Source organism: Amycolatopsis sp. NPDC048633 (assembly GCF_040650695.1).
In the GTDB taxonomy this organism is placed as follows: Bacteria; Actinomycetota; Actinomycetes; order Mycobacteriales; family Pseudonocardiaceae; genus Amycolatopsis.
On the sequence record NZ_JBEZHS010000010.1, the window covers coordinates 37,731 to 57,713 of the forward strand.

The window sequence follows — 19,983 nt, forward strand, 5'->3', positions numbered from 1 at the left end:
CGGAGGGACCACCCGCGAGTGGCCCCCTCCGGACCAGCCGCTAGAAGCCGAACGCCGTGCAGCTCGCCGTCGCGGTCTTCGACGGGTCGCTCACCGATGTCGCCGTCAGCTTCACCCGGGCCGCGAGGTCGCCGCCCGCTCCGCGCTTCGCGTACGCCGGCACCTTCACGTGCCCGCCGAACTTCGCCGTCGCCAGCTCGTTCGGCAGCCGGACCTCCCAGCCGCGGGCGTCCGTCGACACGCCCAACCGGTACGTGTCCGTGTCGTACGGTGCCTTCGCCCCGCGAGCCGAGCCCGTGTTGAGCAGGCCGAAGTCGCAGGTCGCGAGGCCGCCGCGGGCGAACGCCGGCAGGGCCGGGGTCACCGCGGCGCCGCGGGCCTGGCTGCCCGCGCCGTCCAGCGAAGCCACCGTCACCGTGTACGACAGGACGCCCTTGCGGTCCCGCGCGAGGTCGGTGACCAGGAACTTCAGCCGGTTCGCCTGGTCGGTGAACTCGTACGGGCTCGCCGCCTCGGTACCCGCCTTGAACAGGGCGTCGTTGAGCTGCCGGTAGTCACCGATGGTGATCTTCACCGGTGTGCCGTCCGGCTTCGTGTAGTCGGTGATGCCGATGTCCTGCGGGTTCGCGTCGATGACCCACTCGAAGGGCGCGTTGTCCTTGTCCTTCGTCTTGGCGATCAGCACGCCGGAGTCCGGGGAGAAGGAGTCCGCGCCCATCCGGTCGACGACCTCGAGGGTGTAGTTGTCGTAGCCGCCGCCGTCGCAGAACGGGTCGGTCGCCTTGTCGCACTTCGGGCTCTTGTCCCCGCCGGTGAGCTTGATGTTCAGCCCGGTGAACGCGCCGGGCTGCGCCTCGGCCTCGCGCGCGGTGATGCGGGCCGACACCGGCCCGGACGTCGCCAGCTGGTTCCGGTCGAGCTGCAGGACGTCGGCCGGGTCGACGATGCCGAGCTTCAGCTTGTTGCGCAGCATGTGCTGCGCGCCCATCGAGCTGCCCTGCGTTGCCGGGATCTGCCAGCGCGTGTGCGGGCCGCCCGGGCCGTTGAACGTGCCGCGGGACAGCATTTCCCAGGCGCCGGAGTAGTCCCGCCACGGCGGGATCCCGAACGGGTTGTTGTAGTTGTCGCCGATGCCCAGGATGTGGCTGAACTCGTGGGCGTAGGTCGACTGGCCGGAGCTCTCGGCCTGCACCGAGCTGCCGTTGCCGGCGTTGGGCCAGATGCTGGCGGCCGACGCCCACGACGTCCACGGCACGTACCGGGTGGCCGCGTAGTTGGGCAGGTCGTGGTTCGGCGGCCCGAACGCGTCGGGCACGTTCTCCTTGGTGCCGAACTTCATCTCGCCGAACTCCTGCCAGGTGGAGCTCTCGTCCTGGCCGGCGGAGAGGTAGAAGACGAAGTCGAACTGGTTCGCCGCGTCACCGACGTCGGCGCGCCAGGCGTTGCCGGCGTCCGTGCGGATGTCGCGGTCGCAGTTCGCGCTCGGCGGGCACGCGTCCGGCTGGAACTCCATGCCGTACTCGAAGGACTTGCCGGGCAGCCGGTACGGCCCGAACGCGGTCAGCTGCACGCCGAGGCGGCCGCCGGAGTCCTCCATCCAGTATTCGTTGATCGTGTGCCCGTTGTTGAGCGCCTCGGGCTTGTTGAGGAAGTCCTGGTAGTACTGCGCGACGTTCGCGCGCGGGATGCCGGCGGCGGCGGGGCCAGGGTTGCCGAACACGGTCGAGCCCGCGGGCTGCGTGACGACGAAGTCCTGGTCGGAGTAGTCGGCGAGGACGACAGCGCCCTTGAACGTGCGCTGGGTCGGCTTGAGGTTCGGGTCGGCCCAGTTCGTGCCGGGCACCTTCTGGTAGTCCGACCAGGTCATGTGGTCCTGGTTCTCCCAGTGCGCGGCGTCGATCGGGGCCGGCCAGCCGCGGGTCAGCGGCTCGGCGGCGGCGGTGCCGGCGCCGAGCCCGGTGAGGACGGTGACCGCGGCGAGCAGGGCGAGTGCCTTCGGGGTTCTGGAACGCATCTGCGGCTCCTTCGCTGGGAACCCACGGGGGTGGTGGGTCCCGATGATCGACCGTATTGAGCCGCGGTGCCCCGGTTCGGCCCCGGCGGGAGGTTTACCCGCTTGCCCCACGACGAAAGTCTGGCCGGTTGTCAGTGCGCCGGTGTGACGCGGCGGACGCCCGCTCCGGCGGCGGGACTACTCTTGGCGCTCATGAGCGTGGTCTACGACTGCAGCAAGCGGGAGTCCCGGGCCGACGGACTGACGGCGGCCGCGGGCGCGGTGCGGTCGAGCAGGCTGGTCGTGCTGCCGACCGACACGGTCTACGGCATCGGCGCCGACGCGTTCGACGCGGGCGCCGTCCAGGCGCTGCTGCGCGCGAAGAACCGCGGCCCGGACATGCCGGTCGGCGTCCTCGTCGGCTCGTGGTCCACTGTGGACGGCCTGGTGCTCGGCGTGCCCCCGCAGGCACGCGCGCTCGTCGAAGCGTTCTGGCCGGGCGATCTGTCCATCGTGCTCCCGCACGCGCCGAGTCTGCAGTGGAACCTCGGCGACGCCCGCGGCACCGTGATGCTCCGGATGCCGCTGCACCCGGTGGCCCTGGAGCTGCTGCGCGACGTCGGCCCGATGGCCGTGTCGAGCGCGAACGTCTCGGGCCGGCCGCCGGCCAGCACCGCGCAGGAGGCGCAGGAACAGCTCGGCGACTCGGTCGCGGTGTACCTCGACGGCGGCTCGAGCGGCCAGCCCGTCGCGTCGAGCATCGTGGACCTCACCGGCACCGAACCGGTGGTGCTGCGCGAGGGCGCGGTGAGCAAGGACGCCATCGCGGAGGTGCTCGGTGTTCCCGCGGAATCGTTGGCCTGAAGCCGGATCAAGCGGTTTTCCGCGGCACGATAGCGTGTCGCGGGTGACCCCGACCCCGCGAGCGTGACGCACCCGTGCCGCCCTTATCCGGTCTTCTCCCCATCCGGGAATACATCCTCGTCGCGCTGACCGCGACGGCGGTGACCTACCTGCTCACCGGCCTCGTGCGCCGGCTCGCGATCCGCGTCGGCGCGATCGCCAACCCGCGTGCGCGCGACGTCCACGTCGCCCCGATCCCGCGGATGGGCGGGATCGGCATCTTCCTCGGCGTCGCGGGCGCGATGGGACTGGCCCACCAGCTGCCCGCGCTGTCGCACGGCTTCGACGCCTCGTTCGACTCGGTCGGCGTGCTGCTCGCGGCCGGCGTCATTTCGCTGATCGGCGCGCTCGACGACCGGTTCGAGCTGGACGCCTGGACGAAGCTGGCCGGCCAGGTCATGTGCGCCGGGATCCTGGTCATCTTCGGCGTGCAGTGGGTGTCGTTCTGGGTGCCGTGGGGTGGCAACGCCGGCTCGTTCGGCTCGGTGCTGGTGCTCGACAAGAACCAGGGCGCGCTGCTCACGGTCGTGATGGTCGTGGTGATGGTCAACGCGATGAACTTCGTCGACGGCCTGGACGGCCTGGCCGGCGGCCTCGGCTTCATCGCGGCGGCGGCGACGTGCGCGTTTTCGCTGGGCCTGCTCGACAGCTCCGGCGGCGACGTCGGCACCTACCCGCCGGCCCTGATCGCGGCCACGCTCGCCGGCGCGTGTCTGGGGTTCCTCCCGTACAACTTCCAGCCCGCGAAGATCTTCATGGGCGACTCCGGGTCGATGATGATCGGCCTGATGCTCGCGGGCGCGACGACGTCGGCGTCCGGGCGCGTGCCGTACCCGCAGTTCAGCGGCAAGGACGCGATCGCGCTGCTGTCGCCGCTGGTGGTCGTGGCGGCGGTGCTGTTCGTCCCGCTGCTGGACCTGATCATGGCGGTCATCCGCCGCACCCGCCGTGGCGAGAGCCCGTTCGCGGCGGACAAGATGCACCTGCACCACCGGCTGCTGGAGATCGGCCATTCCCAGCGCCGGGCGGTGCTGCTGATCTACTTGTGGGCGGGGATCCTGGCGTTCGGCGCGGTCTCGGTGACGCTGTTCGACGACGTGGCGGCGCTGTGGATCATCGGGGTGGGGCTGGTGTTCGCGGTGGTGGTCTCGATCGTGCCGCGCCTGCGTTCACGCAACCAGCCCGGAACCTGACCAGGCGCGTTCTCTACACTCGGTGGCTGAACCGAGCAGGGAGCCAGCTGTGAGCGAGACCGGAACCGAAGCGCAGGAGAACCCGCACGCCAAGGTGGTGCTGCAGGCCGCCCGCGCGATGACCAAGGCTTCGCTGCTGGTGACCCCGCCCGCGGTGATCGTCTGCATCGCGCTCTTCAGCATCCTCAAGGGCATGCCCGGCTTTCTGGGCTCGCTCGTCGGCGGGGTGCTCGCCATGCTCGCGTCGCTGTCGACGCTGGGCCTGATGAGGTTCAGCGCCGGCCAGGACCCGATGTTCGTCATGGTCATCGCGCTCGGCGGGTACGTCGTGAAGGTCGTGCTGCTGTTCGGTGCGCTCACCTTGCTCAAGGGCGTCACCGCGCTGCACCCGATGTCCTTGGGTATCACGATGATCGTCGCCATCCTGCTGGCCGCCGCGGCCGAGTTCGCCGCCTTCCGCAAGACCAAGATCCCGACGATCATCCCCTCCTGACGCCGGTCCGTTTTGCCGTGGGTTTCCGTTACTCACGGTGAACTGGGCGGCCGCCGCAAGAGTGTGACCGGGACCACAGGCGTCTTGTGCTGAAAACAGTCCCGAAGCCGCCGCCTGCGCCGTTGCGAACCCGGTCCCGGCCGGGTCCGGACCTGGGTCCCGGGCGGACCCGGGACTTAGGTCCTGGGCTGATCGGTTGGTATGGAGTACGCCTGTACGGCACTGATTGACCTGCTGGTATGGTCCGCGTCAAGGGTGGCGGCCTCGACCGCACGCTCCCTAAGACGAACCGCGATCAGCAGTGTGGCGACCGTGTAGTTCCGCCTCTTCGCCGCTGGTCCGAAGTAGACCGCAGGGCAGTGTTCACGCGAGACAACCCCGTGTGCAGAACGTGAAGCCGTGTTCATCGCACAGTGGGGCAGCCGCCTCCGGCGTCCCGATACGTATCGGGTACGTTAAGTCCAGATCGTGACGATTCCCCCGGCGGAGTGAACGCCGGCCGGGAGAACCGGAAGGAGCCCAGTGGGCGCGCTGGTACTGACCGAGGGTGGCACTTTCACGCCCCCCGGTGTGGCGGACTTCAACCTGCCGCCTCTTTTCGGCTCCGGGTACTGGGGCAGCTTCACCAAGCCGATGCTGCTCGTGGTGATCTCGCTGATCCTCATCGTCGCCTACTTCTTGGTGGCGTCCCGGAAGCTGAAGGTCGTCCCCGGCAAGTCGCAGTTCATCGCCGAGTCGGTCTACAACTTCGGCCGCAACAACATCGCGCGGGAACAGATCGGCTCGAAGGACTTCAAGCCGTTCATCCCGCTGATCCTCGGCCTCTTCACCTTCGTACTGGTGAACAACCTGTTCGGGATCATCCCGTTCTTCCAGTTCCCGACCATGGCGCGGATCGGGTTCCCGCTCGCGCTTTCGGTGCTGGTCGTCTACCCGGTCTACCACTACGTCGGCTTCAAGCGCTACGGCTTCAAGGGCTACCTGAAGAAGGAGCTCGCGCCGGCTGGAGTCCCGGGCTTCGTGCTGCCGCTGTTCTCGACGATCGAGTTCGCGCAGAAGTTCTTCATCGCGCCGGCCACGCTCGCCATCCGAGTGTTCGCCGCGATGTTCGCCGGTCACCTCATCATCATGGTGTTCACCCTCGGCGGCAGCTTCCTGCTGACCGAGACCGACGGTTTCGGGCTGAAGCTCGTCTCTCCGGTGGCGTTCATCTTCGCGATCCTGATGACTTTCCTCGAGGCCTTCATCCAGGTGCTGCAGGCCTACATCTTCGCCCTGCTGTCGGCCGGGTACATCGGCGCCGCGCTGGCGTCGGAGCACTGAGAACACAAGCCCCCGATTCACGCGAGCGCGTGGACCGAAGTGAAGGGAAATGCACGTGAGCAACATCGTTCTGGCCCAGGCCGCCGCTGAAGCCGTCAACATCAACCCCGGCCTCGCCGCCATCGGGTACGGCCTGGGCGCGATCGGCCCGGGCATCGGTGTGGGTCTGATCTTCGCCGCCGTCATCAACGGCACGGCGCGTCAGCCGGAGGCGCAGGGCAAGCTGCAGGGCATCGGCTTCTCGACCTTCGTTCTGACCGAGGTGCTGGCCCTGATCGGTATCGTCATCTACTTCATCGCCTCCGCTGCCTGAGTTCGGTTAGCTCATCGCTTAAGGAGACGTTGTGCTGAAGACGGACCTGGTGTTGGCCGCCGAAGAGGCGCCCAACCCGATCATCCCGCACATCCCCGAGGTCATCCTCGGGATCGTCGCCTTCGTGATCCTGCTGCTCGTTCTGAAGAAGTACGTCGTTCCGCGCTTCGAAGCGGCGTACGAAGAACGCGCCCAGATGATCGAAGGCGGCATCGAAAAGGCGGAAAAGGCCCAGGCCGAGGCCGAGGAGGCGCTCGCCAAGTATCGGGCGCAGCTGCAGGAAGCCCGCAGCGAAGCCGCGAAGATCCGCGACGACGCCCGGCTCGAAGCCGAGCAGATCAAGGCGGAACTGCGGGCCGAGGCGGAGGCCGAGTCCCAGCGCATCGTCGCCCAGGGCCAGGCCCAGCTGCAGGCCCAGAAGGCGCAGATCATCGCCGAGCTGCGGGCCGACATGGGCCGCAACGCCGTGGAGCTGGCCAGCCGCATCGTCGGTGAGTCGCTCGAAGACGAGGCGCGCCGTCGTGGCACCGTCGACCGGTTCCTCGCGGAGCTGGACACCGCCGGTGCCGCTGGTGGAGCGGGGAAGTAGACCGGAATGACGCTGCATGCTGCGAGCCGTGAAGCGCTCGGCCTCGCCGAGGAACGCCTCGGCGAGGTTCTGGCCGACGCGGGAGCCGACGCGGCCACAGTCGGCGACGAGCTGCTCTCGGTCGTCGACCTGCTGGACCGCGAGATCGGTCTGCGCCGGGCGGTGAGCGACGCTTCGGCGTCGCCGGAGGCGCGCACCTCGCTGGTGCGCCGGCTGTTCGACGGGAAGCTGTCCGAACCGGCCCTGAAGGTGCTCGACGCCGTGGCGGGCAGCCGCTGGTCCAGCCCCCGTCAGCTGACGGACGGGCTCGAGTCGCTCGGCCGTTCGGCACTGCTCACCGCGGCCGAGAAGACCGGGAACGTCGACACTGTCGAGTCCCAGCTCTTCCAGGTCGCGCGGGTCGTGGCCAACCACCCGGAGCTCGAGACCGCGCTGTCTGACCTGACCGGTACCGCCGAAGCCAAGCGGACGCTGGTGCGTGGCCTGTTCGCCGACAAGGTGGACGTGGTCACCGAGACCCTCGTCGAGCAGGTCGTCCGCCGGGCCAGGGGCCGCGGCGTCGGCGTCGGGCTCGACGCGCTCGTGAAGCTGGCCGCGGAACGCCGCCAGCGCTCGGTCGCGTACGTGACCAGCGCGAGCGCCCTGACCGACGAGCAGACCGCCCAGCTGGGCGCGAAGCTGAACGACATCTACGGGCGGCAGATCGCGTTGCACGTCGAGGTCGACCCCCGGCTCGGCGGCGGGCTCGTCGTCCGCGTCGGCGACGAGGTCATCGACGGGAGCGCGGCGGGCCGGCTGGCGGCGCTGCGCAGGCGGCTGGCCCGGGCATAGCGCCGGGTCACACAAGACTTTGCATACTGGCAAGAACGAAGCGAGAGCGGGAAAGACATGGCCGAGCTGACGATCTCCTCGGATGAGATCCGTAGCGCGATCGAGAACTACGTCTCGAGTTACGCCCCGGACGTGAGCCGGGAAGAAGTTGGCATCGTGATCGACGCCGGTGACGGCATCGCCCACATCGAGGGCCTGCCCTCGGCCATGGCCAACGAGCTGCTCGAGTTCCCCGGCGGCGTCCTGGGCGTCGCGCTCAACCTGGACGCGCGCTCCATCGGTGCCGCGATCCTCGGCGACTTCGAAAGCATCGAAGAGGGCCAGCAGGTCAAGCGCACCGGCCAGGTCCTGTCGGTGCCGGTCGGCGACGGCTACCTCGGCCGCGTCGTGAACCCGCTGGGTGCCGCCATCGACGGTCTCGGCGACATCGAGACCACCGACCGCCGCCCGCTGGAGGTCAAGGCCGCTTCGGTGGTCGAGCGCCAGCCGGTGTCGGAGCCGCTGCAGACCGGCATCACCGCGATCGACGCGATGACCCCGATCGGCCGCGGCCAGCGCCAGCTGATCATCGGTGACCGCAAGACGGGCAAGACCGCCGTCGCCGTGGACACGATCATCAACCAGAAGGCCAACTGGGACACCGGCGACGAGAAGAAGCAGGTTCGCTGCATCTACGTCGCGATCGGCCAAAAGGGCTCCACGATCGCCGCGGTCAAGAAGTCCCTCGAGGACGCCGGCGCGATGGAGTACACCACCATCGTCGCGGCGCCGGCTTCGGACTCCGCCGGCTTCAAGTGGATCGCGCCGTACACCGGCTCGGCCATCGGCCAGCACTGGATGTTCGAGGGCAAGCACGTCCTCATCGTGTTCGACGACCTGACCAAGCAGGCCGACGCGTACCGCGCGATCTCGCTGCTGCTGCGTCGCCCGCCGGGCCGCGAGGCGTTCCCCGGCGACGTCTTCTACTTGCACTCCCGTCTCCTCGAGCGGTGCGCGAAGCTCTCGGACGAGCTGGGCGCCGGCTCGCTGACCGGGCTGCCGATCATCGAGACGAAGGCCAACGACGTGTCGGCCTACATCCCGACGAACGTCATCTCGATCACCGACGGCCAGTGCTTCTTCCAGTCGGACCTGTTCAACGCCGGTCAGCGCCCGGCCATCGACGTGGGCATCTCGGTGTCCCGCGTGGGTGGTGCCGCGCAGGTCAAGGCGATGAAGGACGTCGCGGGCTCGCTCCGGATCGACCTGTCGCAGTACCGCGAGCTGGAGTCGTTCGCCGCCTTCGCCTCGGACCTCGACGACGCGTCGAAGGCGCAGCTCGAGCGCGGTGCCCGGCTGTACGAGGTGCTCAAGCAGCCGCAGTACTCGCCGGTCCCGGTCGAGGAGCAGGTCCTCACGGTGTACCTGGGCACGAACGGCCACTACGACTCGGTCCCGACCGAGGACGTCCGCCGCTTCAACCACGAGTTCCTCGATTCGGCCCGGCGCAAGCACTCGGACCTGCTCGGTGGCATCCGCGAGTCGGGCAAGTTCCCCGAGGAGACCCGCGAAAGCGTGGTCAACGCGGTCAACGAGTTCAAGAAGGAGTTCACCACGTCCGAGGGCAAGTCCCTCGTCGAGGCGGACGCCGACGCCATGGACGCCGACAAGGTCGGGCACGAGACCGTCAAGGTCAACAAGCCCGCCCCGAAGAAGTGAGCTGATAGCTCATGGCCGCACAACTCCGGGAACTTCGGTCGCGCATCAAGGCGACCAAGTCGATCGGCAAGATCACCAAGGCGATGGAGCTCATCGCCACCGCGCGCATCACCAAGGCGCGGGCGAAGGTCGCCGCTTCCCGGCCGTACGCCGACGAGATCACCAAGGTGCTCTCGGCGCTGGCCGGTGCGGCGGCCAACCTCGACCACCCCATGCTGGTCGAGCGCCCGAACCCGAAGCGGGCCGCTGTCCTGGTCGTGACCAGTGACAAGGGCCAGTGCGGTGGCTACAACTCCAACGTGCTGCGCGCGACGGAAGAGCTGCTTTCCCTGCTCCGTGACGAGGGCAAGGAAGCGCAGATCTACGTCACCGGCAACAAGGGCCTGAACTACTACCGGTTCCGGGACCGCCCGGTCGTGGACAGCTGGACGGGCTTCTCCGACCAGCCGACCTACACCGGCGCGGTCGCGGCCGGCGAGGCCCTCGTCGAGTCGTTCATGGCCGGTGTCGACGACGAGCACGGCAACGCCGACGGCATCGAGGGTGTCGACGAGATCCACATCGTCTACACCGAGTTCGTGTCGATGCTGACCCAGCGGCCGGTCGCCAAGCGCGTCGCGCCGCTGGAGGTCGAGTACACCGACGGCGAAGAGGAGCAGAAGCCCGCGGGCGAGCTGCTCCCCAGCTACGAGTTCGAGCCGAGTGCCGACAAGCTGCTGGACGCGCTCCTGCCGAAGTACATCAACACGCGTCTCTACGCCGCCCTGCTCGAGTCCGCGGCGTCCGAGCTGGCCGCCCGCCGGACGGCGATGAAGGCGGCGTCGGACAACGCGAACGAGCTGGTCGGCAACCTGACGCGGGAGATGAACCAGGCCCGCCAGGCGCAGATCACCCAGGAGATCTCCGAAATCGTCGGTGGCGCGAACGCGCTCACCGCAGCAGGAAGTGATGATTGATGACCAGTACTGAAGCCCCGCGCGCCAAGGGGCGCATCGTGTCGGTGACCGGTCCGGTCGTCGACGTCGAGTTCCCGCGCGGTTCCGTGCCCGACCAGTTCAACGCGCTCAAGGTCGAGATCGAGTTCGAGCAGCTGCGCAAGACGGTGACCCTCGAGGTCGCCAGCCACCTGGGCGACAACCTCGTCCGCACCATCTCGCTCCAGCCGCAGGACGGCCTGGTCCGGGGCGCCGAGGTCACCGACACCGGCAAGCCGATCACCGTGCCGGTGGGCGACAAGGTCAAGGGCCACGTCTACAACGCGCTCGGCGAGTGCCTCGACGAGCCCGGCTACGGCGACGACCTCGAGCGCTGGGGCATCCACCGCAACCCGCCGTCCTTCGACCAGCTCGAGGGCAAGACGGAGATGCTGGAGACCGGCCTGAAGGTCGTCGACCTGCTCACCCCGTACGTCCAGGGTGGCAAGATCGGCCTCTTCGGCGGTGCCGGCGTGGGCAAGACGGTGCTCATCAAGGAGATGATCACCCGTGTCGCCCGGAACTTCGGTGGTACGTCGGTGTTCGCCGGGGTCGGCGAGCGCACCCGTGAGGGCAACGACCTCTTCCTGGAGATGAGCGAAGACGGCGTCATCAACGACACCGCCCTCGTGTTCGGCCAGATGGACGAGCCGCCGGGCACGCGCATGCGCGTCGCCCTGTCCGCGCTGACCATGGCGGAGTACTTCCGCGATGTGCAGAACCAGGACGTGCTGCTGTTCATCGACAACATCTTCCGGTTCACCCAGGCCGGTTCCGAGGTGTCGACCCTGCTGGGCCGCATGCCGTCGGCCGTGGGTTACCAGCCGACGCTGGCGGACGAGATGGGCCAGCTCCAGGAGCGGATCACCTCGACCCGAGGCCGGTCGATCACCTCGATGCAGGCGATCTACGTCCCCGCGGACGACTACACCGACCCGGCCCCGGCCGCGACGTTCGCCCACCTGGACGCCACCACCGAGCTCTCGCGTGGTGTCTTCCAGAAGGGCATCTTCCCGGCGGTGGACCCGCTGGCGTCGACGTCGACGATCCTCGACCCGGCCATCGTCGGCGAGGACCACTACCGGGTGGCGTCCGAGGTCATCCGGATCCTGCAGAAGTACAAGGAGCTGCAGGACATCATCGCGATCCTCGGTATGGACGAGCTCTCGGAAGAGGACAAGCTCACCGTTCAGCGCGCGCGCCGCATCGAGCGGTTCCTGTCGCAGAACATGCTGGTCGCCGAGGCGTTCACGCAGATCCCGGGCTCGACGGTGCCGCTCTCGGAGACCATCGAGTCGTTCGACCGCATCTCGAAGGGTGACTTCGACCACTACCCGGAGCAGGCGTTCCTGGGTATCGGTGGCCTCGAGGACCTCGAGAAGAAGTACAAGGAAATCACCAAGAAGTGACTTCCCTGAGGCGGCGGGGGCGGTGTCCACTGTGGACTCGAGCCCCCGCCGTTCTCATACCGGGATACGGACCTATTACACTCGGTGGTAACACCCCGAGCGAAGGAGTGCTGCGTGGCTGAGATGTCCGTGGAGCTGGTGGCCGTCGAGCGCCGTCTCTGGTCGGGTACCGCCACTTTCGTGGTGGCCCAGACCACCGAGGGCGAGATCGGCATCATGGCCGGTCACGAACCCGTGCTCGGGCAGCTCGTCGAGGGTGGCGTGGTCAAGGTGACGACCACCGACGGCGAGACGGTCTGCGCGGCCGTGCACGGCGGATTCCTCTCCGTGACCGGCACCGGCGTGAGCATCCTCGCCGAGAGCGCCGAGCTTTCCGACGAAATCGACGTCGACGCGGCGAAGGCGGCACTGAGCGCCGACGACGAGACCGAGCGGACCAGGGCCACCGCCCAGCTCCGCGCGGCAGGCCAGTCGGCCTGAGCAGGAGACGGGCAGGAGCCGGGCCGTGAAGATCACCGTGGTGGTAGCCGGGCTCCTGATCGTGCTCGCCGTGCTGGTCGCCTGGTACGGCCAGCGGTGGATCCGGATGCGTCGCGGCGGGGGCGTGAGCGTCGCGCTGCGGTGGCGTCCGGACGCCGCGCGGTCCAGTTGGCACCTGGGGCTGGGCCGCTACGAGGGCGACGAGTTCGTCTGGTACCGCGTGTGGAGCCTGCGGACCGGCCCGGACCGCGTCTTCCAGCGCGAAAGCATGCAGATCGCCGACCGGCGGGACCCGTCCGGGAGCGAGGCCTACGCCGTTCCCGAGGGCTCGACCGTGCTGCGCTGCGAGTCGGAGACCCAGGAGGCGATCGAGATCGCCATGGGCCCGGGCGCGCTGACCGGCTTTCTCTCCTGGCTCGAATCCGCCCCGCCCGGGCGACGTCTTCCGCGCGCGTCCTGACCCTGTTTGTCTCAAACCGAGACAGCCGGACCCCCGGTCCAGGGCTTAGGGTTGAGGCCATGATCTTCATCGTGGTCAAGTTCCCGGTCAAGCCGGAGCACGCGGAAGCCTGGCCGGACATCGTCGCGGACTACACCAAGAACACCCGGGGCGAAGCGGGCAACCGGTTCTTCGAGTGGTCCCGCAGCCTCGACGACAAGAACACGTACGTGCTGGTCGAAGGCTTCGAGGGGCAAGACGCCGCCGTCGCGCACGTCGGCTCCGACCACTTCAAGTGGGCGGTCGCGAACCTGGGTGCCTACATCAGCGACAACCCGCAGATCATCAACGTCCAGGACGCCTCCGACTGGGGCCCGATGGCCGAGATCTCGCCACACTAAACTGGGTTCGTGACTCTCGTCGAGATCCCCGGCTCCAAGTCCGTCACCGCTCGCGGCCTGTTCCTGGCCGCCGCCGCGCACGGCACCACGACCCTCGGCCGTCCGCTGCATTCGGACGACACCGAGGGCTTCGCCGAGGGGCTCGTCAAGCTCGGTTATGGCGTCGACCGGCAGCCGGGCGCGTGGACGATCGAGGGCCGTCCTTCGGGCCCGGGGGTCTCCGAAGCGGACGTGTTCTGCCGCGACGGCGCCACGACGGCCCGGTTCCTGCCCGCGCTGGCCGCGGCCGGCACCGGGACGTTCCACTTCGACGCGTCCGACCAGATGCGCCGGCGCCCGCTCGGCCCGCTGACCGACGCGCTGCGGGAGCTTGGCGTCGACCTGACCTTCGAGGGCGAGCCGGGCCACCACCCGCTGACGATCCGCGCGAACGGCGTCAAGGGCGGTTCGCTGACCCTCGACGCGGGGTTGTCGTCCCAGTTCCTGACGGCGTTGCTGCTGCTCGGGCCGCTGACCGCGGAGGGGCTGCGGATCACGGTGACGGACCTGGTGTCGGTCCCGTACGTCGAGATCACGCTGGAGATGATGCGCCGGTTCGGGGTGGACGTCCGTCGCGAGGGCAAGACGTTCGTGGTGCCGCCGCGGCCGTACCAGGCGTGCGAGTACCCGGTGGAGCCGGACGCGTCGACGGCCAGCTACTTCCTGGCCGCGGCGGCGGTCACGGGCCGCACGGTGACCATCCCGGGCCTGGGGTCGGCCGCGCTGCAGGGCGACGTCCGGTTCGTGGACGTGCTGGAGCAGATGGGCACGCACATCGAGCTGGCCGAGGACTCGGTGACGGTCGCGGGGCCGTCCGGCGGCCTGCGTGGGGTCACGGTGAACATGCGCGACATTTCGGACACGGTCCCGACCCTGGCGGCGATCGCGCCGTTCGCTTCGGGTCCGGTGCGCATCGAGGACGTGTACAACACGCGCATCAAGGAGTGCGACCGGCTGGACGCGTGCGAGGAGAACCTGCGCGCGCTGGGCATCCAGGTCGAGACGGGTCGCGACTGGATCGAAATCCAGCCGGGCGCGCCGACGGGAGCACTGGTGAAGTGCCGCCGCGACCACCGGATCGCGATGGCGTTCAGCATCACGGGCTTGCTCGTCGACGGCGTGACCCTGGACGACCCGGAATGCGTGAAGAAGACCTTCCCCGGCTTCCACCAGGCGCTGGGGTCGCTGCGGGAGAGCTGGGGGATCTAGGAGGGCTGCCCGCCCGGCTGCCAGAGCACGTCGCCGCCGGGGTTGGCCAGCCTGCCGAGGATGAACAGCAAGTCCGACAACCGGTTCAAGTACTTCAGCGCCACCGGGTTCGTCGTCTCCGGCTCAGCTTCGTACAGCGCCCAAGCCGACCGCTCGGCGCGCCGGGACACCGTCCGCGCCTGGTGCAGGAACGCTGCTCCCGGGGTCCCGCCCGGCAGGATGAACGACGTCAGCTTCGGCAGCCGCTCGTTGAAGTCGTCGCACCAGCCCTCGAGCCGCTCCACGTACTTCTCCGTGATCCGCAGTGGCGGGTACGGCGGGTCGTCGGAAATCGGCAGGCACAGGTCCGCGCCGACGTCGAACAGATCGTTCTGGACCGCACGCAGCACGTCCGCGACCTCGTCCGGCAGGCCGCCGACCGCGATCGCCAGTCCCAGTACCGAGTTCGTCTCGTCCGTGTCCGCGTACGCGCCCAGGCGCGGGGACGTCTTCGGTACGCGGGACCCGTCGCCGAGCGCGGTTGTGCCGCTGTCGCCGACCTTCGTGTAGACGCGGTTGATGCGAACGACCATGAACCCACCATAGCGGCCCCCGCCCGGGCCGAATCCGGGCGAGAGGGCATGATTGGCGGCCATGAGCGAGCACTTCGACGTGCATGGCGGAGCCCGGCTGGTCGGCGAGGTCGACGTGGTCGGCGCGAAGAACAGCGTGCTGAAGCTGATGGCCGCGGCCCTGCTGGCCGAGGGCACCACGACCATCACGAACTGCCCGCAGATCCTGGACGTCCCGCTGATGGGCGACGTGCTGCGGAGCGTCGGGTGCGAGGTCGTCATCGAAGGCGACACCGCCACCATCACGACGCCGGCCGAGCTGTCGCACCGCGCGGACTCGGCCGCGATGGGCAAGCTGCGCGCGTCCGTCTGCGTGCTGGGCCCGCTGGTCGGGCGGCTGAAGCAGGCCGTCGTCGCGCTGCCGGGCGGCGACGCGATCGGCTCGCGCCCGCTGGACATGCACCAGAACGGCCTGCGCAAGCTGGGCGCGACGAGCACGATCGAGCACGGCTGCGTCGTCGCGAAGGCCGAGACGCTGGTCGGCGCGCAGATCTGGCTCGACTTCCCGAGCGTCGGCGCGACCGAGAACATCCTGATGGCGGCCGTCCTGGCCGAGGGCACCACGGTCATCGACAACTGCGCGCGCGAGCCCGAGATCGTCGACATCTGCACGATGCTCACCGAGATGGGCGCGAAGATCGACGGCGCCGGGACCTCGACGCTGACCGTGCACGGCGTGGAGCAGCTGCACCCGACCGAGCACAGCGTGATCGGCGACCGGATCGTCGGCGCGACCTGGGCGTTCGCGGCGTCGATGACCCGCGGCGACGTCACGGTCCGCGGCGTCAACCCGCACCACCTCGACCTGATCCTCAACAAGCTGCAGCTGGCCGGCGCGGACGTCGAGACGTTCGGTGACAAGGGCTTCCGCGTGGTCCAGCCGGAGCGCCCGAAGGCGGTCGACTGGGTGACGCTGCCGTACCCCGGCTTCGCGACCGACCTGCAGCCGTTCGCGGTGGCGCTCTCGGCGGTGTCCGAAGGCACTTCGATGATCACCGAAAACGTTTATGAGGCGCGCTTCCGCTTCATCGAGGAAATGGTCCGCCTGTCGGGCGACGCGCGCACGGACGGCCACCACGCGGTGGTCCGCGGCGTCAAGACGCTGTCGAGCGCGCCGGTCTGGGCGTCGGACATCCGCGCGGGCGCCGGTCTGGTGCTGGCGGGCCTGTGCGCGGACGGTGTCACCGAGGTCTGGGACGTCTTCCACATCGACCGCGGCTACCCGCACTTCGTGGAGAACCTCAACCGCCTGGGCGCCAACATCGAGCGCGTCAGCGGCGAGCCGGCCCGCACCTGACTCACCCCTCCCGGGCCCCGAGCGCGCGCAGGGCGTAGGTCACCAGGCGGTCCACGTAGTCCGCCTCCGCCGGGGCCAGGCGGACCACCAGGCGCCAGTAGATCGGCGCCGCCAGGGCGTCGAGCGCCAGTTCCATGTCCAGGTCCGCCGGTAGCTCGCCGCGGGTGATCGCGCGGCGCAGCATCGCCTCGCCGACCTCGCGGCGGGGGCCGCCGATGGCCTCGCGCAGGCCGCGGCCGTGGTCCGGGTTGCGGGCGTCCTCCGCGACCAGGTCCGGCAGGATCCGCGAGAACAGCGGGTGCGTGAGCCAGTCGATCAGGGCCTGCATCGTCTCGCGCAGGTCGCCGCGCAGGGAGCCCGTGTCGGCCTCCGCCGCGCGGGTCACGCTGAACTCCGTCACCACGGAGGCGATCATGTGGTCCTTCGACACCCACCGCCGGTACAGCGCGCTCTTGCCGACGCCGGCGCGTTTCGCCACCGCTTCCATCGAAAGCCGCCCGTAGCCCTGTTCGGCGAGCTCCCACATGACGGCTTCGCTGATGGCCTGCGTGACCTCGGGCTGGAGGACCGCGGCGCCGGTCGGGGTGCGTGCCATGGGTCGCAGTCTAGCGGGTGGACGGAACGGTACCGTCCCGTCTACAGTCGACGTCGGGACGGCACCGTTCCGTCCAAACGTTCAAGGAGGCTCCGATGCAGCCACGAGAACTGGTAGACCATGCGCTCGACCTGCTGCTCGAGCACGACATGACCGCGTTCGCCGGGCTCTGGGCCGAGGACGGAATCCTCGAGTTCCCGTTCGCCGGGCCGGGCTACCCGAAGCGCGTCGAAGGGCGCGACGCGATCCGCGAGTACCTGCGCGACTACCCGAACCTGCTGGACATCCGCGAGGTCGTCGCGAAGACCGTGCACGAAACCGCGGACCCGGCCGTGGTCGTCGTCGAGTTCACGGTCGCGGGCGTCGTCGTCGCGTCGCGGAAGCCGTACGAGATGTCCTACATCGCCGTGATCACCGTCGAAGACGGCGAAATCCGCCGGTACCGCGACTACTGGAGCCCGCTCGCCGCGGCCGAGGTCCTCGGCGGCGTCGACGAGCTGACGGCGGCCTTCACCGGCGGCGACCGTGGCTGACGTCCTGGTCCTCGGCGGTACCGGCACCACCGGCCGTCGGGTCGTCGCGGGCCTGCGTGACGCGGGGTTCGCGGCGCGGGCGGCCACGCGCAAGCCGGGGGAGCCCGGCCAGGCCCGGTTCGACTGGACTGACCGATCGACCTTCGCCGACGCACTTCGCGGCGTCACAGCCGTGTACCTGCTGCCGCCGATCGGCGAAACCGAACCGGCGGGCCTGGTCGAGCCGTTCCTGGACGACGCCCTGGCCGCGGGCGTCCGCCGGGTCGTCCTGCTCAGCTCGTCGGCCGTCACGGCGGAGACGCCCGGGCTCGGCGACCTGCAGCGGCTGGTGCGCACGGCGCCGGAGTGGGCGGTGCTGCGGCCGTCCTGGTTCATGCAGAACTTCACGGGCGAGCACCTGGTCGCCCGGGGCGTCCGGGACGGCGAGATCGTCACCGCCACCGGGGACGCGCGGGTCGCGTTCGTCGACGCCGGCGACATCGCGGCGGTCGCCGTCCGCGCGCTGACGGATCCCGAACCGCACAACACCGAACACGTCCTCACCGGTCCTCGTGCGGTGAGCTACGCCGAGGCCGCGTCGATCGTCGCCGCGCACACCGGACGCCCGGTGCGGCACCGCGCGGTGAGCACCGCCGAGTTCGCCGCTTCCCTGACCACGTCCGGAATTCCGGCGGACTTCGCGCTCGTGCTCGCCGCCCTCGACGAGGACGTCCGGCGCGGTGCCGAAGACCGCGTCACGCCGGCCGTCGAAGAGGTCACCGGCCGGCCCGCCCGTCCGTTCGAAACCTTTGTGGAGGAAGAGATCCGATGAAGCAGCTCATGTTCCCCGAAGACCCCCAGTTCTGGTTTGAGACGCTGCGCTTGTTCGGTCACGCGGCCTACGGCGGCTCGGACTTCGGCGAGGTGGTCGCGGCCGCGTCGAATGTCACCGCGGGCGACTACGACAGCTGGCACGACGCCTACCGCGCCCTGGCCGACCGGCTGTACGCCGAAGCCGCCGACGCGGGTCCGGTCACCGCGCGGGACCTGCTGCTGCGCGCGTCGACGTACTACTTCTCGGCGGACTTCTTCCTGCACGGCGACCCGGCGGACCCGCGCATCGCGGCGGCGTACGACCGCAGCGTCGAGTGCTTCCGGCGCGCGGGCGTCGCGGAGCCGGTCGAAATCCCTTACGAGGGAACGGTTCTGCTGGGCTACCTCTACCGCGCGCCCGGTGCCGGCCCGAAGCCGTTGCTGATCATGCACAGCGGCTTCGACGGCAGCGCCGAGGAGCTGCACTTCATGGGCGCGGCGGCCGGCGCCGAGCGCGGCTACCACGTCCTGACGTTCGACGGCCCGGGTCAGCCGAGCGCGCTCCGGCGCGAGAAGCTCGTGTTCCGGCCGGACTGGGAGAACGTCGTCACGCCGGTGGTGGACTTCGCTTTGAAGCTCGACGGCGTGGATCCGTCGCGCGTGGCGCTGCTCGGCGTCAGTCTCGGTGGCGAGCTGGCCCCGCGCGCGGCGGCGTTCGAGCCGCGGCTGGCGGCGCTCGTCGCGGTCGACGGCGTCTACGACGCGGGCGCGGCGGTGACGCAGATGCTGCCGTGGCCGCGTGCGGAGATCGTCCGCCGGGCGCGGGCCGCGGAGGACCCGGAGTTCGACGCGTTGCTGGCGGCCGGCCGCGAGGCGAGCCCGACGCTGCGCTGGGCGTGCGACCACGGCCGGTACGTGCTGGGCGCGGCGACCGACCGCGAGTTCGTCGCGAAGTACCTGGAGTACACGCTGGAGGACGGCGTCGCGGAGAAGATCACGTGCCCGACGCTGGTCTGCGAAGCGGCGGACGACCTGTTCTTCGGCGGCTCACAGGAGACCGAGCCGCGCCGGCTGTACGCGCACCTGAACGCGCCCAAGACGCTGATGACGTTCACGGCGGAGGAAGGGGCGGACGCGCACTGCCACGTCGGCGCCCAGCGGCTCGCGTCCGGCCGGATCTACGACTGGCTGGACCGGACGTTCTAGCCCTCGAAGGCCAGAGCCGCGCCGAAGCCGAGCAGTGCGGTGCCGGTGACGCCGTCGAGGGTGCGGCGGACCCGGCGCCGCTGCAGCCAGGCGCGGATCCGGTGCACCCCGGCGACGATGACGAGCTGCCAGAGCGTCGCGAGCACCCCGACGGTCGTGGCGAGCAGCAGCGACTCGGCGATCGTCGACTCCGGTGTCAGGAACTGCGGCAGCATCGACAGGTAGAAGACGAGGACCTTCGGGTTGGTGAGGTTGCCGAGGAAGCCTTCACGCCACCGCCGCCCACCACCCGTCTTGGTCAGCGTGAGCGCGCTGTAGTCCCCGCGCCACGCGGCGGTCAGGGCTTTGACACCGAGGTAGCCGAGGTAGGCGGCGCCGGCCCAGCGCAGGGTGAGGAACACCGGCTCGGAGCGCACGATGACGGCGCTGAGCCCGAGTGCGGCGGCGACACCTTGGGCGAAGTTCCCGGACCCGATGCCCAGCGCGGTCAGCACCCCACCCCGCCGCCCGCCGGCGAGCGAATTCTTGAGCACCAACGCGGTGTCCGGTCCCGGCACGATCAGCACGAGCAAAACGAAGAGCACGTAGGCGCCGTAAGTTCCCCAGGTCATGACGTCAGGTTAAGACGGCGGCGCGAGTACGTGGCGCCGGTTCCGCATCGT

At 69.6% G+C, this 19,983-nt stretch carries 22 protein-coding genes; 18 read left to right on the plus strand and 4 right to left on the minus strand.

Features of this window, described 5'->3' with window-relative positions; genetic code table 11:
- Nucleotides 1-40: 40 nt before the first annotated feature.
- Entirely contained in the window at nt 41-2,014 is a 1,974-nt protein-coding gene (locus AB0C38_RS19740) for a M6 family metalloprotease domain-containing protein (RefSeq protein ID WP_360675033.1), read from the minus strand.
- A 192-nt stretch (nt 2,015-2,206) separates the two neighbouring features.
- On the opposite strand from AB0C38_RS19740, the gene AB0C38_RS19745 reads away from it, so the two are divergent.
- From AB0C38_RS19745 to aroA, 14 genes are all read left to right on the plus strand, one after another.
- Nucleotides 2,207-2,857, plus strand: coding sequence for an L-threonylcarbamoyladenylate synthase (locus AB0C38_RS19745; protein ID WP_360675035.1), 651 nt, complete (start codon nt 2,207-2,209; stop codon nt 2,855-2,857).
- A gap of 74 nt (nt 2,858-2,931) precedes the next feature.
- Entirely contained in the window at nt 2,932-4,089 is a 1,158-nt protein-coding gene (locus AB0C38_RS19750) for an MraY family glycosyltransferase (protein ID WP_360675038.1), read from the plus strand.
- A gap of 49 nt (nt 4,090-4,138) precedes the next feature.
- Nucleotides 4,139-4,582 carry a hypothetical protein gene (locus AB0C38_RS19755; RefSeq protein ID WP_360675041.1) on the plus strand — a complete coding sequence of 148 codons (444 nt, stop codon included), beginning with the start codon at nt 4,139-4,141 and terminating at the stop codon, nt 4,580-4,582.
- 522 nt (nt 4,583-5,104) lie between these two features.
- Entirely contained in the window at nt 5,105-5,905 is an 801-nt protein-coding gene (gene atpB / locus AB0C38_RS19760) for a F0F1 ATP synthase subunit A (RefSeq protein ID WP_360675044.1), read from the plus strand.
- Between the two features lie 55 nt (nt 5,906-5,960).
- Nucleotides 5,961-6,218 (plus strand): ATP F0F1 synthase subunit C, encoded by a 258-nt coding sequence (locus tag AB0C38_RS19765; RefSeq protein ID WP_360675046.1) that lies wholly within the window; start codon nt 5,961-5,963, stop codon nt 6,216-6,218.
- Between the two features lie 31 nt (nt 6,219-6,249).
- Nucleotides 6,250-6,807 carry a F0F1 ATP synthase subunit B gene (locus tag AB0C38_RS19770; RefSeq protein WP_360675049.1) on the plus strand — a complete coding sequence of 186 codons (558 nt, stop codon included), beginning with the start codon at nt 6,250-6,252 and terminating at the stop codon, nt 6,805-6,807.
- Between the two features lie 6 nt (nt 6,808-6,813).
- Nucleotides 6,814-7,638, plus strand: coding sequence for a F0F1 ATP synthase subunit delta (locus AB0C38_RS19775; RefSeq protein ID WP_360675052.1), 825 nt, complete (start codon nt 6,814-6,816; stop codon nt 7,636-7,638).
- A gap of 57 nt (nt 7,639-7,695) precedes the next feature.
- On the plus strand, nt 7,696-9,336 hold the full coding sequence (gene atpA / locus AB0C38_RS19780; protein WP_360675055.1) for a F0F1 ATP synthase subunit alpha: 1,641 nt from the start codon (nt 7,696-7,698) through the stop codon (nt 9,334-9,336).
- Nucleotides 9,337-9,347: 11 nt separating this feature from the next.
- Nucleotides 9,348-10,292, plus strand: a complete 945-nt coding sequence (locus AB0C38_RS19785; RefSeq protein WP_360675058.1) for a F0F1 ATP synthase subunit gamma — start codon at nt 9,348-9,350, stop codon at nt 10,290-10,292.
- Complete coding sequence (gene atpD, locus AB0C38_RS19790; protein WP_285476233.1) at nt 10,292-11,719, plus strand: F0F1 ATP synthase subunit beta; 1,428 nt, start codon at nt 10,292-10,294, stop codon at nt 11,717-11,719. Before AB0C38_RS19785 ends, atpD begins: the two co-directional genes overlap by 1 nt.
- Nucleotides 11,720-11,833: 114 nt before the next feature.
- Nucleotides 11,834-12,199, plus strand: a complete 366-nt coding sequence (locus AB0C38_RS19795) for a F0F1 ATP synthase subunit epsilon (RefSeq protein ID WP_125312946.1) — start codon at nt 11,834-11,836, stop codon at nt 12,197-12,199.
- Nucleotides 12,200-12,224: 25 nt separating this feature from the next.
- Entirely contained in the window at nt 12,225-12,659 is a 435-nt protein-coding gene (locus AB0C38_RS19800; protein WP_360675062.1) for a DUF2550 domain-containing protein, read from the plus strand.
- 59 nt (nt 12,660-12,718) lie between these two features.
- Entirely contained in the window at nt 12,719-13,039 is a 321-nt protein-coding gene (locus tag AB0C38_RS19805; protein ID WP_360675065.1) for a putative quinol monooxygenase, read from the plus strand.
- A gap of 9 nt (nt 13,040-13,048) precedes the next feature.
- Complete coding sequence (aroA, locus tag AB0C38_RS19810; RefSeq protein WP_360675068.1) at nt 13,049-14,287, plus strand: 3-phosphoshikimate 1-carboxyvinyltransferase; 1,239 nt, start codon at nt 13,049-13,051, stop codon at nt 14,285-14,287.
- On the opposite strand, the gene AB0C38_RS19815 is transcribed toward aroA, so the two are convergent.
- The gene (locus AB0C38_RS19815) at nt 14,284-14,859 is read right to left on the minus strand and encodes a cob(I)yrinic acid a,c-diamide adenosyltransferase (protein WP_360675070.1); all 576 of its coding nucleotides are present in this window, start codon (nt 14,857-14,859) and stop codon (nt 14,284-14,286) included. The two genes, aroA and AB0C38_RS19815, sit on opposite strands and share 4 nt — an antisense overlap.
- A gap of 61 nt (nt 14,860-14,920) precedes the next feature.
- Between AB0C38_RS19815 and murA the strand changes: the two genes are divergently transcribed.
- Nucleotides 14,921-16,195: a UDP-N-acetylglucosamine 1-carboxyvinyltransferase gene (murA, locus tag AB0C38_RS19820; protein WP_360675073.1), complete on the plus strand. Its 1,275-nt coding sequence runs from the start codon at nt 14,921-14,923 to the stop codon at nt 16,193-16,195.
- Between the two features lies 1 nt (nt 16,196).
- Here the strand turns inward: murA and AB0C38_RS19825 are convergent, their stop codons facing one another.
- A complete protein-coding gene (locus AB0C38_RS19825; protein WP_360675076.1) occupies nt 16,197-16,790 on the minus strand; it encodes a TetR/AcrR family transcriptional regulator in 594 nt (197 codons plus the stop codon).
- A gap of 95 nt (nt 16,791-16,885) precedes the next feature.
- On the opposite strand from AB0C38_RS19825, the gene AB0C38_RS19830 reads away from it, so the two are divergent.
- Genes AB0C38_RS19830 through AB0C38_RS19840 form a run of 3 tightly spaced genes read left to right on the plus strand, consistent with a single transcriptional unit; the run spans nt 16,886 to nt 19,321 of the window.
- Entirely contained in the window at nt 16,886-17,323 is a 438-nt protein-coding gene (locus AB0C38_RS19830; RefSeq protein ID WP_360675079.1) for a nuclear transport factor 2 family protein, read from the plus strand.
- Complete coding sequence (locus tag AB0C38_RS19835) at nt 17,316-18,134, plus strand: NAD(P)H-binding protein (protein WP_360675081.1); 819 nt, start codon at nt 17,316-17,318, stop codon at nt 18,132-18,134. Before AB0C38_RS19830 ends, AB0C38_RS19835 begins: the two co-directional genes overlap by 8 nt.
- The gene (locus AB0C38_RS19840) at nt 18,131-19,321 is read left to right on the plus strand and encodes an alpha/beta hydrolase (protein ID WP_360675084.1); all 1,191 of its coding nucleotides are present in this window, start codon (nt 18,131-18,133) and stop codon (nt 19,319-19,321) included. Before AB0C38_RS19835 ends, AB0C38_RS19840 begins: the two co-directional genes overlap by 4 nt.
- Here AB0C38_RS19840 and AB0C38_RS19845 read toward each other — a convergent pair.
- Entirely contained in the window at nt 19,318-19,932 is a 615-nt protein-coding gene (locus AB0C38_RS19845) for a LysE family translocator (protein ID WP_360675087.1), read from the minus strand. The two genes, AB0C38_RS19840 and AB0C38_RS19845, sit on opposite strands and share 4 nt — an antisense overlap.
- Nucleotides 19,933-19,983 lie beyond the last annotated feature (51 nt).